The 15,458-nt window shown below is 49.2% G+C and carries 13 protein-coding genes and 1 riboswitch; of the genes, 4 read left to right on the top strand and 9 right to left on the bottom strand.

Features of this window, described 5'->3' with window-relative positions; all coding sequences use genetic code 11:
• Positions 1–128: 128 nt before the first annotated feature.
• Entirely contained in the window at positions 129–3,713 is a 3,585-nt protein-coding gene (locus tag AYO36_RS01500; RefSeq protein WP_064299341.1) for an SH3 domain-containing protein, read from the top strand.
• A 647-nt stretch (positions 3,714–4,360) separates the two neighbouring features.
• Here AYO36_RS01500 and AYO36_RS01490 read toward each other — a convergent pair.
• From AYO36_RS01490 to AYO36_RS01470, 6 genes are all read right to left on the bottom strand, one after another.
• Positions 4,361–5,449, bottom strand: coding sequence for a universal stress protein (locus AYO36_RS01490; protein ID WP_064299339.1), 1,089 nt, complete (start codon positions 5,447–5,449; stop codon positions 4,361–4,363).
• Complete coding sequence (kdpC, locus tag AYO36_RS01485) at positions 5,446–5,967, bottom strand: K(+)-transporting ATPase subunit C (protein ID WP_064299338.1); 522 nt, start codon at positions 5,965–5,967, stop codon at positions 5,446–5,448. Before kdpC ends, AYO36_RS01490 begins: the two co-directional genes overlap by 4 nt.
• Before the next feature lie 14 nt (positions 5,968–5,981).
• Positions 5,982–8,048, bottom strand: coding sequence for a potassium-transporting ATPase subunit KdpB (gene kdpB / locus AYO36_RS01480; RefSeq protein ID WP_369815316.1), 2,067 nt, complete (start codon positions 8,046–8,048; stop codon positions 5,982–5,984).
• A gap of 20 nt (positions 8,049–8,068) precedes the next feature.
• Positions 8,069–9,709, bottom strand: a complete 1,641-nt coding sequence (gene kdpA, locus AYO36_RS01475) for a potassium-transporting ATPase subunit KdpA (protein ID WP_064299336.1) — start codon at positions 9,707–9,709, stop codon at positions 8,069–8,071.
• A 23-nt stretch (positions 9,710–9,732) separates the two neighbouring features.
• Positions 9,733–9,813 (bottom strand): potassium-transporting ATPase subunit F, encoded by an 81-nt coding sequence (locus AYO36_RS17165; protein ID WP_071908832.1) that lies wholly within the window; start codon positions 9,811–9,813, stop codon positions 9,733–9,735.
• 221 nt (positions 9,814–10,034) lie between these two features.
• Positions 10,035–10,188: riboswitch (cyclic di-AMP (ydaO/yuaA leader) on the bottom strand.
• A 241-nt stretch (positions 10,189–10,429) separates the two neighbouring features.
• Positions 10,430–10,624 (bottom strand): hypothetical protein, encoded by a 195-nt coding sequence (locus tag AYO36_RS01470; RefSeq protein WP_029342614.1) that lies wholly within the window; start codon positions 10,622–10,624, stop codon positions 10,430–10,432.
• Positions 10,625–10,794: 170 nt separating this feature from the next.
• On the opposite strand from AYO36_RS01470, the gene AYO36_RS01465 reads away from it, so the two are divergent.
• Positions 10,795–11,274, top strand: a complete 480-nt coding sequence (locus AYO36_RS01465) for a glutathione peroxidase (protein WP_058704508.1) — start codon at positions 10,795–10,797, stop codon at positions 11,272–11,274.
• 47 nt (positions 11,275–11,321) lie between these two features.
• Here AYO36_RS01465 and AYO36_RS01460 read toward each other — a convergent pair whose 3' ends face one another.
• Positions 11,322–11,891: a hypothetical protein gene (locus AYO36_RS01460; RefSeq protein ID WP_047392959.1), complete on the bottom strand. Its 570-nt coding sequence runs from the start codon at positions 11,889–11,891 to the stop codon at positions 11,322–11,324.
• Between the two features lie 63 nt (positions 11,892–11,954).
• The gene (locus tag AYO36_RS01455) at positions 11,955–13,028 is read right to left on the bottom strand and encodes a glycerate kinase (RefSeq protein WP_064299335.1); all 1,074 of its coding nucleotides are present in this window, start codon (positions 13,026–13,028) and stop codon (positions 11,955–11,957) included.
• Positions 13,029–13,159: 131 nt separating this feature from the next.
• On the opposite strand from AYO36_RS01455, the gene AYO36_RS01450 reads away from it, so the two are divergent.
• Together AYO36_RS01450 and AYO36_RS01445 are read left to right on the top strand one after the other, a co-directional pair.
• Positions 13,160–13,849, top strand: coding sequence for a hypothetical protein (locus tag AYO36_RS01450; protein ID WP_064299334.1), 690 nt, complete (start codon positions 13,160–13,162; stop codon positions 13,847–13,849).
• Positions 13,846–14,466: a hypothetical protein gene (locus AYO36_RS01445; RefSeq protein WP_064299333.1), complete on the top strand. Its 621-nt coding sequence runs from the start codon at positions 13,846–13,848 to the stop codon at positions 14,464–14,466. The genes AYO36_RS01450 and AYO36_RS01445 overlap by 4 nt, the downstream gene beginning before the upstream one ends.
• A gap of 66 nt (positions 14,467–14,532) precedes the next feature.
• Here AYO36_RS01445 and AYO36_RS01440 read toward each other — a convergent pair whose 3' ends face one another.
• Complete coding sequence (locus tag AYO36_RS01440; protein ID WP_064299332.1) at positions 14,533–15,444, bottom strand: Gfo/Idh/MocA family protein; 912 nt, start codon at positions 15,442–15,444, stop codon at positions 14,533–14,535.
• Positions 15,445–15,458: the final 14 nt, after the last annotated feature.

Genomic DNA, 15,458 nt, shown 5'->3' with positions numbered 1-15,458 from the left:
TATCTTATTCATAAAAATCCGATATTGTCGATAGTAAGGATAGGCAATAGATTCCACAACTTAGACTTAGACATCCTAGAAGCCGATTCCGTCCATCCGGACGAATATCTACTAGGAGGAAAGATACTTTGAACACGACATCATTCTCGAAGACCTTGAAGGTGTTCGCGAGCTTTCTCATCGTTTTCAGCATCGTTTTAACATCTTTACCCGTAGCTGAAGCAGCGACAACGAAAGCAACGACCTACCGTCTGTCTACCGATAGTTATCTGTACGACAAGACGGCATCTTCTCGGAAGCGCTTGTTGACGATCAAGACCGGAACTGTCGTTTCATCCACGTATGCTTCTGGCGCATTCAGAAGAGTCACATACGCTGGAAAAACGGGATATGTCGCGTCGAAATACCTCACGCTGTACGAAAAGAAACAAACCGTTTCTGGACAGCGCTACCTCGTCCTCAAAAAAACACCGATCAAAAAGACGGCAGTGGATACTGCAGCGACGATCGGTACGTTGAACGAAGAGGATGTGTACTACACGTCACAACGTGTGACAAATCCATATGGCGAAACATGGTACCGCGTCAAATATGACGGGAAGACGGGCTATGTCGTTGCTGGTGCAAAAGCAGTTGCCTATAAAAAGGTGACGAACACGACGTCAAGAACGGTCGACGCTTATATCTTGCGCCAATACGCTGGAACCGGTTATCCAAAAGTTCAGACCATTCCATCTGGAAAAGACGTCAAAATCGTCGGTCGGATCGAGGACTGGGTCAGCGTCCAGTACGATGGGAAAAAAGGCTACATGCATCAAGATGCGTTCGCCTCTTCTGAAAAGCAAAGTGTGACCCTGATCCCACAAACACGGTATCAGACGAAAAGTGTGACACCCCTTTACAGTCAAGCGGAAGCGAAGAATAGCTTAGCCAGTCTTCCGAAGGGCACGATTGTCACATCAAGTGCTAAGACGGCAACGTATCATCAAGTCACATACTCTGGTAAGACGGGTTATGTCTTATCCGCTACATTGGCAGAGTACACAGAAAAGACGAAGCTTCCGTCTTCACGCTTCCTGTTGACAGCATCACTCGCCATCAAGACGACACCTGCAACAAACGGAAAAACACTTGCGACACTAAGTGCCGGAAACGTCTACTACACGAAGACACGTGTGACGAATCCACTCGGTGAAACATGGTATCAAGTATCGAAGGAAGGTAAAACCGGCTTCGTATTAGCGAATCAGGCAACACCTATCGCTTACGAGTCACAATCAAACCTTTCATTGAAAACGACAGCCGCAACAACGATCCGCTCGTATGCAGGTCCATCATATGCAACAGTACAAACGATCCCGAGCAATACGGTCATCAAGATTTCCGGACGGATCGGTAATTGGTACCGGGTCAGTTATAACGGTAAAACGGGATATGCTGCTTCTAGCACCTTTACGACGCTTGCAACGAAGCAGAAAATTGCAGGGGCACGCTTTGAGCTTGAAAAAGCAGTTTCCATTAAATCTTCACCAGATGCAAAAGCATCCACGCTTGAAACACTACAGAGCGGTGACATCTACTACACGACACAACTCGTGACGTCAAACGGTCAGCAATGGCATCGTGTGAGCAAGGATGGAAAGACAGGCTACATTCCTGTCGGTCAAGGCAAGAGCGTTCGTTATCAATCGGACCGGATCGTCATGCAGACGATGACTTCGACTCCTCTACGTTCATATGCTGGAAACACTTACGCGACCGTCAAAACGATTCCTTCTGGTACGAGCATCACGGTCACTGGAATGATCGATGATTGGTATCGTGTGACGTACAACGGGAAAACAGGTTATATCGCTTCACGTTACGCTAAGGAAAAAGTCATGACGCAATCAATTCCATCTTCTTCTTATCGCCTTGGGCGTACCGTCGAAGTAAAAACGTCGCACCAAGCGACAGCTGACACTCTCGTTCGTCTCTCTTCTGGAGACGTCTACACGACGAATCAAGTCGTCACGACTGGTCGTTCGGAGCAATGGCATCGCCTGACGGTCGACGGGAAAACCGGTTACATCCAAATCAATCAAGGTTCACCTGTCACATACGAAAGCGTCAATAACCACCGCTATCAAGCAACGACGGATACGACACTCCAGTCGGATGCCGGTTCAGCTTATGCGACGGTGACGAAGCTGCCAAAAGCAGCCGTCGTTCAAGTAACAGGTAGTCTCGATCAATGGTTAAAAATCAGCTACGCTGGTAAAAACGGCTATGTCTTAAAATCAACACTGACACCGTACACGGAAACGAAAAAGATTACGGGTGCACGCTTCTTGGCGAACCAATCACTTGTCGTCAAACAAGCACCGGACGATCAAGCAGAAACTGTAACGACACTCTCGTTCGGAAATGTCTATTACACATCTTCTTTGATCACGTCGTACACAAACACCTCGTGGCATAAAGTGACAATTGATGGCAAAACGGGTTATATCCGGACGGGACAAAACACGTCATCAATCAAATACGAAGCAAAACAAAAATTGTACGTACGGGCTACATCAAACGTTGCGTTACGCTCTTACGTCGGTAGCTCATACAATGTCATCAAGACGATTCCTCAAAATCTCGTCGTCACTGTCTCTGGTCAAATCGGTGATTGGTATAAGATTTCCTACGATGGGAAAAGTGGATATGCGTATAAGGGGGCGTTCGTGACGACTTCTTCTAAATTAAACGTCTATAACTCCGTCGCGACACCGTATACGTTCGATAGCTTCATCAGCGCACAGATGAAATTGAATCCACCACCGCAAACGGATATCTACAAAAACAAATTGATGTACGTCAGTACGGGTTACGTCCGTCTCGGTGGTGCACTCGATCCAGTCAATGGAACGATTGCGACTGTCACAGCGACGACACCACTCAACATTCGTTCAGGCGCTTCGACAGCAAGTCACGTCTACGGTCAATTCCAGCCTGGTCGGATGATTCGTGTCTATCAATCCGTCAGTGGCTTCTATACGACGTACCCACGTGTCTATTCGAACGCAACGAATTATTCGACGATCCAGTGGTTGAATGCACTCGAAACAGACGTCCGTAACGCTGCTGACCCACTCAAGGTCGACCGAAATTCTTCAGACTTCTATCAGTTCCTTGATTTATCGAAAACAACAGGTGCGACACCTGCGACACTCGATAAGATGTTAGCGAACGTGACGAAAGGCGAAGGAATCTTCAACAAATGTAGCAATGGTAGTTGTGGTCAAGCGTTCATCGATGCTGGTCAAAAGTACAGCGTCAACGAAGCTTACTTGATCTCCCACGCTTTACTTGAGACAGGAAACGGAAAATCAACACTTGCGATGGGTGTGACATGGAATGGACGCAAAGTCTACAACATGTACGGCATTGGTGCATATGATTACGATGCAATCAACACCGGTGCTGCTTATGCGTACAGTCAAGGTTGGTTCACTCCGGAAGCCGCGATTGTCGGTGGTGCTGAATTCATCAGCACGAAGTACATCCACAATGTCTATGGACAAAATACGCTTTACAAAATGCGTTGGAGTCCGATGCGCCCTGGTAGCCATCAGTACGCAACAGACATGGGATGGGCCGTCAAACAGACGTCACGGATCTATTCACTCTATCAACAGATGGATAGCTATACAGCAACCTTCGATATTCCGGTCTTCGCTCGTTAAGGGATAGTTAAAAACATACACGCAAAGGAGTAGTTCTTCTCTTGATAGAGAAAGACTACTCCTTTTTCGTAATGTTTATTCATTGAAAAGTAAATGACGTCACTCTCGTTTTTATGACAGACGTTCCCGACATCCTCGCTTTCCACAGGCGGGAGGTAAGCCGCGACATCTCGCACTCCATGCGATTTGTCGGGTCTCACCCATCCCTGACGGAAGCGCTAACCGCACTTCCTTTTCCTGTAGGAGCCAAGGACGTACGGTTGCGTCCTACTAAAACATAACGAAATGAAATCGATAAGCGCATCATTTTTACGGCTAAAGTGGTCCTACAAAACAAGGTGTGCTGATGTGATGATGATCTCTCTTATCTATCAAAAGAAGTCCTTCTCCTTCTTCGTTTCTACTTTCTATACCCTGACGCAAATTGTTCACTCGACATCGCTTCCTAGGGAAAAACAAGCAGGAGTGACCCTGCAACGAAGTGAAGCGGCGCGATGCTTGTCCCAGGAAAACGATGCGAGGTGAACAAAAAAGTGCAATCTTTCTCACTAAGAGAAAAACTGCACTTTATCTTTAGTCTGAACGGTACTACGTCATACTACGGAATGATACGAAGAGAACCCCTGCATTTACGCGGAAGGGCTCCCCTAGCGTTCCATGTCATCGGCAACGATTTGGATATCGATCCCACGGACATGACGCATGATTTCATTGATGATCGATCCACGTCGGATTTCCTGCCAACGGGTCCGTGCAGATTGACCGAGTACGATTTGGGTGATGCGATGATGCTTGGCAGCTGCCGTGATCGCTTGGGCAATCGAGCGCTCGCCTTGAATTCGGATCAGCACCTCTGCTCCGAACAAGGAGCCACTCTCGCGTACCATCGCTAAGACTTCTTTTTGTTTGGCATTCAATTGATTCTCTGCCGTCGGTAAAATCGTCAGCACATAAAGATCCGCTTTCAGACGACTCGCCATGCGAAAGCCGCGATAGATCAACTTCCGCGCGTTGTCGTTGAGCTGGATGCAGACGAGAATCCGTTCTTGTAGCGACGCTGGATCCTTTTCAATCAACAAGCGTGATTGATAGACTTGATCGTCGACTTCGTCCGCGACCTGACGTAGCGATAACTCACGTAAGCTCGCAAGATTCTGAAGCGAAAAAAACGAATTCAAGCTCTGTTCAATCTTTTCCTTCTTATAGATCTTTCCTTGCTCGAGTCGTTCCCGTAACGTTTGTGGCGTGACATCGACGAGTAGAATCTCATCGGCTTCCCCGAGAAACGGATCCGGGATGCGTTCCCGCACTTCGACACCCGTCACTTCTTTGACCTTAAAGAGCAAGCTTTCGAAATGCTGGATGTTGACGGCCGAATAGACATTAATTCCTGCTTCAAGCAGTGCTGCGACATCTTGATAGCGTTTCTTTCGTACCGATCCTGGCGCATTCGTATGCGCCAGTTCATCGATCAGTACGATATCCGGGCGACGGGCAATGATCGCGTCCACGTTCACCTCAGAGAATGTCTTGTCCTTATAGACGACTTCAAGTAGCGGAACTTGTTCGAGTTGCCCGACCATCTCCGCCGTCTCTTTTCGACCATGCGTCTCAATCAGACCGATGACGACATCCTTGCCTTCAAGCGTCAATGCTCGTGCATCGGCAAGCATCTTATACGTCTTTCCGACACCAGGAGCTGAGCCGATGTACAGCTTCAGCTTTCCTCGTGTCATGACTTACTCCGATCAAGTGCTAAGTTCAAGCGCAGGACATTAACGTAATCATGTGTTCCTGCTTCCTTCGTGATCAATTTCCGTACTTCTTCACGTGACAGGTCGCGCGCGGTTGCGATACGCTTCGCCTGAACCAAAGCATAATCGACTGAGATGTGCGGATCGAAGCCAGAACCGGATGTCACGAGGGCATCGTCCGGAAGCGAAGCGCCGTCCACTTGGTTCTGTTTCTGTAATTCCGCCATCTTCGTGCCAAGCTCCGGGTTCGATGCTGCTAGGTTATCCCCAGCAGACGCTCCCGCTAATTGATCGACCGCTGATGGACGTCCGTGAAAATACTGTTTCGACGTGAACGGCTGGGCAATCAATTCCGATCCGATGAATTTTCCGTTTTCTTGTACTAAAGAACCTTCAGCTTTATTCGGTACGAGTAGTTGACCGAACAGGGTCAATAAAGCGGGAAAGACGATCCCGCATAACGCTGCGACGAAGACCGTCACACGAATGGCTTGTTTCATGATTCGTTTTCTCCTTAGAGGATGCTTGCAAGCAAGACATCGATGATTTTAATCCCAATGAATGGAACGACGACACCGCCAAGACCATAGATCAGTAAGTTACGACCGAGTAATTGATCCGCCGTCATCGGTTTGTAGGTAACCCCTCGTATCGCAAGCGGAATCAACATCGGAATGATGATCGCATTGAAGATCAAGGCAGACAAGATTGCACTCATCGGGGAATCAAGACGCATGATATTGAGCACTTCCATCTGTGGAATCGCCACCATGAACATTGCCGGGATGATCGCGAAATATTTCGCGACATCGTTTGCGATCGAGAACGTCGTCAAGGCACCCCGTGTCATCAAGAGCTGTTTCCCGATTTCGACGACTTCGATGATTTTCGTCGGGTTCGAATCAAGGTCAATCATGTTCGCTGCTTCTTTTGCAGCTTGCGTCCCACTGTTCATCGCGAGGCCGACATCGGCTTGAGCGAGTGCTGGTGCATCATTCGTACCGTCTCCTGTCATGGCGACGAGGTGACCGGCTGCTTGTTCCTGCTGGATGACACGAATTTTATCTTCCGGCTTACATTCGGCAACGAAATCATCGACGCCTGCTTCGCGGGCAATCGTTGCTGCCGTCAACGGGTTGTCACCCGTACACATGACCGTCTTGATCCCCATCTCACGCAACCGATCAAATCGTTCACGCATGCCCGGTTTCACCGTATCTTTCAAATAGATGACGCCAAGGATCGTTGCGTCGATCGCAACGACGAGTGGTGTGCCGCCAAGACGAGAGACCGCGTCTACTTTCTCCTGCAAATCACTCGGAATGGCGCCGCCTTGTTCCTTGACCCATTCTTGAATCGCTTGCCCCGCCCCTTTCCGTACGCGGCGACCATCTCTTAAGTCGAGTCCGGACATCCGTGTCTCTGCGCGGAACGGTACGATCTCTGCTCCATCTAACCAGTGTTGTTCCACCGGCATCGCGCGAAGTTCAGCGAGTTCAAGAACGGAACGTCCTTCTGGTGTCTCATCAGCGAGTGAGGCGAGGATCGCCCCCTCAAACGCCTGCTCGGCAGTACGTCCGCCGACTGGCGTGATCTCCGACGCCATCCGGTTACCGAACGTGATCGTTCCTGTTTTATCCAGGATGATCGTTTGGATATCGCCTGCTGCTTCGACCGCCTTCCCGCTCATCGCGATGACGTTGAAGCGGGTAACGCGGTCCATTCCGGCGATTCCGATCGCGGACAGCAAGCCACCGATTGTTGTCGGAATCAAACAGACGAGTAAGGCGATCAAGATTGGACCTGACAGATCAAATCCAAGATAGTTCGTAAAGACCGGTAGTGTCATGACGACAAGTAAGAAAATCAACGTCAAGCTCGTCAAGAGCGTTGATAACGCGAGTTCGTTCGGTGTCTTCTGACGACTTGCGCCTTCGACGAGGGCAATCATCTGATCGAGGAATGATTCACCTGGATTACTCGTGATCCGGACTTCGATCTCGTCACTGACGACGAGTGTGCCGCCGATGACCGAGGAGAAATCACCGCCCGCTTCCTTGATGACGGGTGCGGATTCACCGGTGATCGCCGATTCATCAATCGAAGCAAGTCCTTTGATGATTTCACCATCACCCGGTACATACTCCCCTGCTCGGACGAAGACGATATCGCCCTTACGAAGAGTCGCAGACGAAACGCTTTGAATCAGTTGTCCGACACGTTTGCGTGCCATGACATCTGCTTTTGACGCTTTCAATGAGTCCGCCTGTGCTTTCCCGCGTCCTTCCGCGATCGATTCCGCGAAGTTCGCGAATAAGACCGTCAGGAAGAGGATAATACTGACCGTTAAGTTAAAGCCACGCATCTCGTCAATGAAGATCGTATAGCCGATCGCGAGCAAGCAGCCGATCCAGACGACGAACATGATCGGTTGTTTGACCATATTGACGGGATTTAATTTTTTAAAGGCATCGATCGTCGCTTGACGCGCGATCGAGCCACTGATTGCTGATTTGGATTGGTGTTCCGGCTCCCCGTTCGGTTGGTGTTCCTCGGGCGTCGGATGCATGATTCGTTCCATCATATGCTTTTATCTCCTGTTCACATCGTCAGCCAATCCGCGACTGGTCCAAGTACGAGCACTGGCAAGAATGTCAATGCACCGACGAGTACGACCGTACCGAGGAAGACTGTTCCGAAGAGTGGTGTGTCTGTCTTAAACGAAAATTCATCTTGTGGGACCGATTGCTTCGCTTTAAGCGAACCTACGATCGCAAGCATCAAGATTAATGGGATGTAGCGTCCGAAGAACAGCGCGAATGATGTCGAGACGTTCCAGTAGACGTTTGCGTCGCCGAGTCCTTCAAAACCGGATCCATTATTCGCCGTCGCGGACGTGAACTCATACAAGACTTGCGACAGTCCGTGATAACCTGGGTTCGAGATGCCGGCGACGCCTGGTGCAGCGTACATCGAGATTGCCGTTCCGACGAGAATCAGGAATGGCGGCACGAGTAGCGCGATCGCGATCATCTTCACTTCGAACGTCTCGATTTTCTTCCCGAGGAACGTCGGTGTCCGACCGATCAAGAGACCTGTCAGGAAGACTGCGACGAAGGCGTAAAGTAAGACGTTCAGGAATCCTGCACCTGCTCCACCATAAACGACGTTGAGCATCATATTGCCGAGTTGGATCAATCCAGCAAGTGGATGAAGTGAGTCATGCATCGCGTTGACCGCACCGGTTTCAGCTGCTGTCGTAATCGAACTGTAGAGCGCCGTTCCGATTTGACCAAACCGTAATTCCTGACCATGTGCCGTTGGATTCGCAAGTAAGCTCCCTGCCATCCCGACCGTCATCATGATGAAGAGAAGCGTCATGACTCCAAGGAATAGTCGACCTTGTTTCGCGGAACCGATGATTTTGCCGTAAGCGATTGGAAGTGACATCGGAATCAGTAGCATCAAGAACATCTGGATGAAGTTGACGAATTGGTTCGGGTTCTCGAAGGGATGAGCACCATTGACACCAAAGAAACCACCACCGTTGTTCCCGAGCTGTTTGATGACTTCAAACGCAGCAACCGGTCCACGGTAAATCAACTGCTTTGCTCCTTCGAGCGTCGTGACGCTGACCGCCCCTCCGAACGTCTGTGGTACACCGAAGACGATCATGACCATCCCGAACACGAGTGAAATCGGAATCAGGATCCGCAAGATGAAGCGAACGAAGTCGGCATAGAAGTTACCGAGTGGTTTGTTCGCAAGACCACGAATGACAGCGATACAGACCGTGAACGCCATCGTTGGAGCGACGAACAACATCGTTCCAAGGACGAACGTTTGCGAGAGATATGAGAGTGCCTCGCCTGAATAGTGTTGTTGATCGGTGTTCGTCATGAAACTGATCGTCGTATGCAACGCTGTCGACCAATCGAGATTCACAGCACCGTTCGGATTCAAGGGTAGACTGCCTTGGAAACGAAGTAGCAAATAACCACCGATGAAGAAGAAAATATTTACAAGCAACAAACTTTTCGAGTAACCGACCCACGATTGATCGTGTTTCTTTTCATCGACGCCGAGTAACAAAAGAAGTCGTCGTTCGACCTTACCGATTTTATCGACCCGACGCTCTGCGACAGGTGCGAAGTATATCCCGATGTAGCGACCAAGCAAGACCGCCGCGCAAAGTGCGATGACGAGTAGGATCCAAAATTGGATCATGAATTGAGTCCACATGTTTTTCTTTTCTCCCTATGCGATTAGAATTTTTCTGGATACATCAGACAATATCCGAGATACAAGAAGACGAGGCAGCCCGTCGCTAGTAAAAACCATGTCATTTACGGTCACCTGCTCTCCACTGGACACGTTCGATCAGATGAATCATCCCGAACGTCGTACCGAAGAAGAAGACAAGCAATACGATACTCCACAGCTCTCCCATTATGAAATTACCCCCATATTATTCAATATTTTTACAATTAGACACGACAAAAAGACGATGTGAGGCAATAAACGGCCCCAGCATCGCCTTTATACTTTGGCATACTGAAAAAGAGTCGTTCCCTCCTAAAAACGCCTGCGAGGTTAGCTGTCGGATTCGGGCATACCTAGGAATTCGCCCTACCTTTCCCGTTCGGAAAGGATTCACCCCGTGTCACGTGTCGTGACGGTTGGGTCCCCCGCTTCAATCATGAATTCGGCGTACTTTGAGATCGAAGCATTAACATGTTAGTGTTCGTTGATGAGATGGATATTACTCCGATTTTTTCGGGTTGTAAATAGAAAAGTTGAAAAAAAAATAGTCTGATTTTTTAATGACTTACTTTCGAAAAATAGCGTTTTTCACCTCTATGCTATAGAAGAAAAAAAACCGCAGAAATCGATTCCTTCATCTAAAATGGAGGAGCTCCATTTTAGCGAGAATCGTTCCGCGGTTTCATGAACGAACAATGATTATGATTGCTGATTCATTTTAGCATGGACCGTCAAAGGAGCTAGCATCGTCACCCATAGGGCAACCACTCCAGAAACAAGAATCACAATATCGCGTTCGAACCCAAGCGTCAGTAAGGTAATACAACTACTGACCAGGACGAGACAAAGCGTCGCGATCATAACGAACCGCGATTGTTTCAACATTTTTCTCATGTGGCATCTCTCCTTTCCTTCCATATTCCTTTTCATCGTAACAAAGATTCATCGAAAAAGCGTCGCTGACACCCGATTGTGATGTTTCTGTCATCTCGCAAGTAACGATAGAAGACGACGAGAAAACGGATTTGTTACACTGGAGAAGTACTTAAAAAGGGGGAATCGATATGTTACAAGATCATTCATTTCAACGCGTCGACGGAACGTCGGCATCCTTAAGTGACTACCCAGCTCAAGCATGGCTGATCGTCAATACAGCCAGCAAATGTGGCTTGACGCCACAGTTCGAAGGACTCGAGCAATTGCATCAAGACTATCGTTCGCAAGGGTTGACCGTACTTGGTTTCCCATGTAATCAGTTCGCGAATCAAGATCCGGGAACGGACGAGGAGATCCAGTCGTTCTGCCAAGTCAACTACGGCGTGACATTCCCCGTCTTCTCAAAAATTGATGTCAACGGTGAGCAAGCACATCCGTTATTCGAGGAACTGAAAGCACAAGCACCAACGACGGACGGTGCAACAGACGTCGAGTGGAATTTCACAAAATTCCTCGTGACCCGTGATGGAGAAGTGACGCGGTTCTCACCAAAAACGAATCCAACTGATTTGACGGCAGCAATTGAACGATTGCTCGTTCAAGTCTAAAAAAATAAGCTTCCCTCCTTCTCTCTTGAAGGAACGGAAGCTTATTTTCATGTTGTCCCCGGCTCAAGATGACGGCTGATCATCTCTTCTGCCAATCGTTTGACGTCATCGATGTCGCGCATTTCCGTGAACGGATGCCCCCAGACGATCAGCTCTTCGATTTCTTCAATCGGTTGCGTCGTATAGCGTGTACCGTCGGCAACGAACTCTTGCGCAATCGTAGATTCAAAAGCTGCGTATTTCAGGAGCCACGGCTTTTCACTTAAGATTTTTTGCGCATGTTTTGCTTGCTTGAACGCAACATCGCCGACGAGGACGACCGGATCGAATCGTTCATGGAGCGGATGCGTATATTGAACAGAGATCAGCAATCCATGTTGGTTCGTTTTTTCTTGTTGCCGGACATACGTCCGTGTTAAAAAGTGCGGCACGAGTGACTCCGCACTCTCCTTCGTCTGATGGATGCTCAGACCATGTTCCGTTTGGACGACTTCCGGGAGAACCGGTTCGTATCCACGGTTTGCTAATTGTTGATCGAGCTCTTTGAATAATAGCAGGGTATGTTCGACCAGTGCTCGGACTTGGCGAAACGATAATTGAATCGATTGATTGATCATACGATGACCTACCTTCTCTAAAAGTATGGCAATATACAGTTATTTACCCAAACTTTTCAGACTTCATCCCTGTTTCAGTGAAAGTTCCTCGAGCCACTTACGTGTTTGTTCGCTCATACGAGCCATTGTCTGTTCTCGCTCCAGCGTGATTGCTTGTCCGGCATGGATCGAGCGACAATCGAGTGCGTGCGGCATGTTTTCTTCGACGATTCCAGCAAGGATCAGACAAGGAACGTCAGCTGCTTTTGCCATCCGCGTGACCTCACCTGGTAACTTACCGATTTGACTTTGACGGTCAACGCGTCCTTCTCCTGTCCAGACATAATCCGCTTGCTCCATCCGCTCTGCTACGCGAAGATGTTGCAGGATCGTCTTGGCTCCCGGAACGATCGTGCCGCCCAGCGCATAGACCGCTCCCCCGAGTCCACCGGCTGCTCCAGCTCCTTTAACATTCTCTAGTCCAAGTAACCGCCCGATCCGTTCAAGTTGCTGATCGAACTTTACGATGTCTTCTCGAAGCAGTCCTTTTTGCGGACCGAACAGATACGCTGGACCATCTGGACCATGATAAAGAGCTGTCACATCGACGAGTGCTTCCAGTTGAACAGAATACGCCGGGCATTGAATAGCATGCGTCTCAAGTAACGGATTCGTTTGAAACGAAATCGGATTACCAGACGCATCTTCAAGCCGACAACCGACTTCCGCGAGCAAACCGAGTCCTCCGTCCGTCGTACCAGTCCCGCCTAAAGCCAGTCGGATCTGCGTGATTCCCTGATCGCGTAACTGCTCGATCAAACGACCAACGCCACGCGTATTCATTCGAACGGGATCATCCTCGCTTCGCCGCATCGGCAGTCCACAAATACGCGCGACTTCGATGACGGCGTCTGTCCCCTTGACAGCATACTCTACTTCACACGGACGACCTGCTAGATCGATCGTAATCGCCGTCTTCATGTCATATCCGAGTGCAAGATAGACATCGAGCGTTCCCTCCCCGCCGTCCGCAACAGGCAAGGAATCGATGATCGCTGTCGGATCATACGCCCGGATACCGGAGGCGACAGCTTCTGCCGCCTCGCTCGAAGAAATACTCCCTTTGAATGCATCCATCAAAATCAAGTGACGTCCCATCTGTACGTTCCCCCTAAAAAACTCATATCAAGTTTTGATTGCGTTTCCAATTAATGTTACGATGATACTAATTTTAAATTACCATTACCTTATCTGACATTTCATTTTACATACACAGGAGGTCTTATTTCATGGAACGCTGTTCGTTATGTGGTACACCACTTCGTCAACACGATACGACTTGTTCTCATTGCCAACATCCTGTCATTAAGAAAGAACGACCAGCTGAACCACCCGCTCCGTCCTCTTCACGCACTTGGCTCATCAGCACCTGTCTTTTGCTCTTTCTCGTCGGAGGAGCCGGTTTCCTGTGGTATTCGTTAAAAGATCCCGTTTCGCCGGAAGCCAATCAGACGCCTAGCGTCGAAGCACTCGCTCTTTCTGAATGGTCCGATGAACAAACGGCTTACAATCAAACGTATTCGAAAGATCGGCCTCCGACGTCCTATGATGTCCTTCGTTTCGTCCGCCAATACACACGAACGATTCCAGAACTAGCGACGTATTCGAAGAAATACGATTCCATCGAGACATTTTCCGCCATCCAGTTTACGACCTTGAAGGTGTTCGAATCCGAGTTCGACCATCTCGAGCGATTGACGAATGCCGCTGATGCCCCTGTCGCTCCAAGTGTTCTTGCCGTGACATTCCAAAAATTTACGTCAAAAGGTACCACGTATCACTTGCGTACACAGGAAACGTACCAAATCGCGACAGCAACGGGTTCAAAGCCTGTGACCTACCGCGTTCATTATCGTTTGAAAGTGCATACGGATCATCTGCAAATCATTGATGTCAATCGAACGGAGGTGACCTCATGAAACGAGTGCTCCTCTGTCTGCCCCTTTGTCTCCTGATGGCGTGTTCGCCCGAAACATCCAAAATTCAAGATCAGTTCGAACAGCAAACTTATACCCGCGCCGTCGAACAATCGAAACAAGACATCGATGAACCGGCTGCTCGGCTGATGGTTCAGCTTGAGCGACAGCTTGCCGGTTATCAACTGCGTGATGTCTTAAAAACGGCGGAGGCGATCGAACGTCTTCAACTCGCAACGGATCACCCTGTCCGAAAACGAGCAGAAGCCATCGCTCTCAGTGCAAAAGAAATGTTACAACAGGTCAAACAGTTCGAAGGTACGTATGAAGTCGAACGAAGTACGCTCGAAGACGAGCCGTTCGATGGAACCGGGCGCATCCATGTCTCTTTTGACGAGCAAGATACGTTCATCGCGACGCTTCGCTTTGATCAGTTCGGTCTCCCGGACGCACTCCGAAACGACGAAGAAATCATTCGTTTTGAACCCGATCTCTCCGCTCGTGTCAATTTATCTGGAGGACAAGTCAGCTATCGCTTCGTCCGTTCGACACTCCGCGTGACGTTCGAAGGACCAGGCGGTAAGCGAATCTATCAACTCAAACAACTGTCAGATAAATAACCAGTAAAATGCCGCTTCACTTGAGACGATCCTCGAGGGAAGCGGCGCTTTTTTTATGATTTTAATTTAATGTGTTGCTTGAACCTGCTCATACACCTGTTGGCATAATTCATGTGTCGCGAGGCTGTCAGAAGCTACGACCGACTCGGACTGTTCCCCTTTGACCGTCCGAAGGAACGCATCCAGCATATCGACAAATCCTCGGCGCTTTAGCGTCGCTTCCCAGTTATCGAGCGGATACCGAAGCGTGCCTTGTTTCGTCAATTGATCGAGTGTCGTCACGTCCGTTGCGATTCGTTTTTCTTCCGGTCCCATCACCTCGACGCGTTCTTCCGTGATGCCGTTATTGCGGTTCATGACACCGATTGCCGTGATTCCGTTTGAGACGAATTGAATCGTCACGTGATGCAGACCGCTTGCGTCTTGCTTACTCTTGACGTGTAGGTCTTCGATCTCACCGCACCCTGTCAAGAAACGAAGCGTATCCGCGACATGGATGAAGTCGTCGAACAGAAACGGCTTAGCATCTTCGATGAACGACGTTCGATTCTTTTGCATGAGGACGAGATTTGGATCGTTCACCTCAAGCAAGCGCTGATGCGCCGAAGCGAAGCGTCGATTGAATCCCGTGATGAACGGTAACTGTTTCTCCTCTGACAGACGTGTTAGTTCACGAATCTCTTCGATTTCCATCGAGACCGGCTTATCCACGTAGACGGCGATTCCTGCTTCTAGCGCTTGCCGTGCTTGCTCCGCATGGACGATCGTCGCTGAATGGATCATGACCGCATCGATTCCCTCCTGTACGGCCTCAGCAAATGTCGCGTATATTCCTGCAAAGCGATACGCCGCTTGCAATCGTTTTGCTTTCTCTTCATCTCGCGAGATCAGATACACCTCGATATCGGATCGTTCGGCATAGACGGGTAAGTAGGCTTTTTGTGCGATGTCCCCTAGACCAATGACTGCTAATTTCATGTGAACTCCTCCTT

Source organism: Exiguobacterium sp. KKBO11 (assembly GCF_001644945.1).
Classification (GTDB): Bacteria; Bacillota; Bacilli; order Exiguobacteriales; family Exiguobacteriaceae; genus Exiguobacterium_A; species Exiguobacterium_A abrahamii.
The sequence above is the reverse complement of the archived record's forward strand: the minus strand, read 5'-3'. Positions and strand labels throughout refer to the sequence as shown.

What these genes read in the sequence shown, in the direction of transcription:
- AYO36_RS01490 (WP_064299339.1), bottom strand. Translation starts at nt 5,449, where the DNA reads ATGACACGAGGAAAGCTGAAGCTGTACATCGGCTCAGCTCCTGGTGTC.
- kdpC (WP_064299338.1), bottom strand. Translation starts at nt 5,967, where the DNA reads ATGAAACAAGCCATTCGTGTGACGGTCTTCGTCGCAGCGTTATGCGGG.
- kdpB (WP_369815316.1), bottom strand. Translation starts at nt 8,048, where the DNA reads ATGGAACGAATCATGCATCCGACGCCCGAGGAACACCAACCGAACGGG.
- kdpA (WP_064299336.1), bottom strand. Translation starts at nt 9,709, where the DNA reads ATGTGGACTCAATTCATGATCCAATTTTGGATCCTACTCGTCATCGCA.
- AYO36_RS17165 (WP_071908832.1), bottom strand. Translation starts at nt 9,813, where the DNA reads ATGACATGGTTTTTACTAGCGACGGGCTGCCTCGTCTTCTTGTATCTC.
- AYO36_RS01470 (WP_029342614.1), bottom strand. Translation starts at nt 10,624, where the DNA reads ATGAGAAAAATGTTGAAACAATCGCGGTTCGTTATGATCGCGACGCTT.
- AYO36_RS01465 (WP_058704508.1), top strand. Translation starts at nt 10,795, where the DNA reads ATGTTACAAGATCATTCATTTCAACGCGTCGACGGAACGTCGGCATCC.
- AYO36_RS01460 (WP_047392959.1), bottom strand. Translation starts at nt 11,891, where the DNA reads ATGATCAATCAATCGATTCAATTATCGTTTCGCCAAGTCCGAGCACTG.
- AYO36_RS01455 (WP_064299335.1), bottom strand. Translation starts at nt 13,028, where the DNA reads ATGGGACGTCACTTGATTTTGATGGATGCATTCAAAGGGAGTATTTCT.
- AYO36_RS01450 (WP_064299334.1), top strand. Translation starts at nt 13,160, where the DNA reads ATGGAACGCTGTTCGTTATGTGGTACACCACTTCGTCAACACGATACG.
- AYO36_RS01445 (WP_064299333.1), top strand. Translation starts at nt 13,846, where the DNA reads ATGAAACGAGTGCTCCTCTGTCTGCCCCTTTGTCTCCTGATGGCGTGT.
- AYO36_RS01440 (WP_064299332.1), bottom strand. Translation starts at nt 15,444, where the DNA reads ATGAAATTAGCAGTCATTGGTCTAGGGGACATCGCACAAAAAGCCTAC.